This window comes from Mesorhizobium sp. M7A.F.Ca.CA.003.01.2.1, from assembly GCF_003998945.1.
Classification (GTDB): Bacteria; Pseudomonadota; Alphaproteobacteria; order Rhizobiales; family Rhizobiaceae; genus Mesorhizobium; species Mesorhizobium ciceri.
The window spans coordinates 1-1,063 of the sequence record NZ_RZRA01001349.1 but is presented as its reverse complement, the minus strand read 5'-3'; the positions used below and the strand labels follow the sequence as shown (position 1 = coordinate 1,063).

Annotated in this window: 2 protein-coding genes; both read left to right on the top strand. The window is 62.3% G+C overall.

Annotated elements, in window-relative coordinates; genetic code table 11:
* The coding region (locus EN969_RS36825; protein WP_348632429.1) for a Thivi_2564 family membrane protein at window positions 1-102 on the top strand (102 nt) is incomplete at its 5' end.
* 204 nt (window positions 103-306) lie between these two features.
* On the top strand, window positions 307-1,063 hold a 757-nt coding region (glpX, locus tag EN969_RS32565; RefSeq protein ID WP_127419810.1), incomplete at its 3' end, for a class II fructose-bisphosphatase.

Sequence of the window (1,063 nt, the reverse complement as noted above, 5' to 3'; positions counted from 1 at the left end):
GTTCAACGCCTGCCGCTCGATGGCCGGATGAGACAAATAGTTCAGGTCATCGTCATCATCATCGGCATCATTTCGCTGCTCAAATACCTCGCGGTTTTTTAGGCCGCGAAGGCCGCCATTCTCACCGTTTTAAGACTGGCCCGGCGCGTGGCGATCGGGCCGGTCGTGTTTCAAGACGTAGTTTAATCGATTGATATTGTTGGATATTCGATAATATTCGTGGCAGGTCTTGCCGTTGTCATGCTCGTTTGACAAAACAGGCCCGCCTCCGGCGGGAGGCCGCATTGCCAACGAGGAAATCACCAGATGAATGTGGCCCAGAACATCGTCGCCGGCCTTGACCGGATACTCACCATGGAACTGGTGCGCGTCACCGAACGGGCCGCCGTCGCGGCCGCCAGGCTGCGTGGGCGCGGCGACGAAAAGGCGGCCGACCAGGTCGCCGTGGATGCCATGCGCCAGGAACTCAACCGGCTTTCCATCAGGGGCACGGTGGTGATCGGCGAGGGCGAGCGCGATGAAGCGCCGATGCTCTATATCGGCGAAGAAGTCGGCTCCGGCAAAGGTCCGGCGGTCGATATCGCGCTCGATCCGCTCGAAGGCACGACGATCTGCGCCAAGAACCTGCCCAATGCGCTCGCCGTCATCGCCATCGCCGAAAAGGGCAGCCTGCTGTTTGCGCCCGATGTCTACATGGACAAGATCGCCATCGGTCCGGGCTATGCGGACGGCGTCATCGATATCGATGCCTCACCGGCCGAAAACATCGCCAGCCTCGCCCGCGCCAAGGGCGTGGCTATTTCGGACATCACCACCTGTATCCTCGACCGGCCACGTCATGCCAAGCTGATCGATGCCGTGCGCGCCACGGGTGCCGCGATCCGGCTGATCGGCGACGGCGATGTCGCCGGCGTCATCCACACCACGGATCCGGAAGAAACCGGCATCGATATCTATCTCGGCACTGGCGGAGCACCCGAGGGCGTGCTGGCCGCCGCCGCGCTGCGCTGCACCGGCGGCCAGATGCAGGGCAGGCTGATCCTCGACACACCGGAAAAGGTTG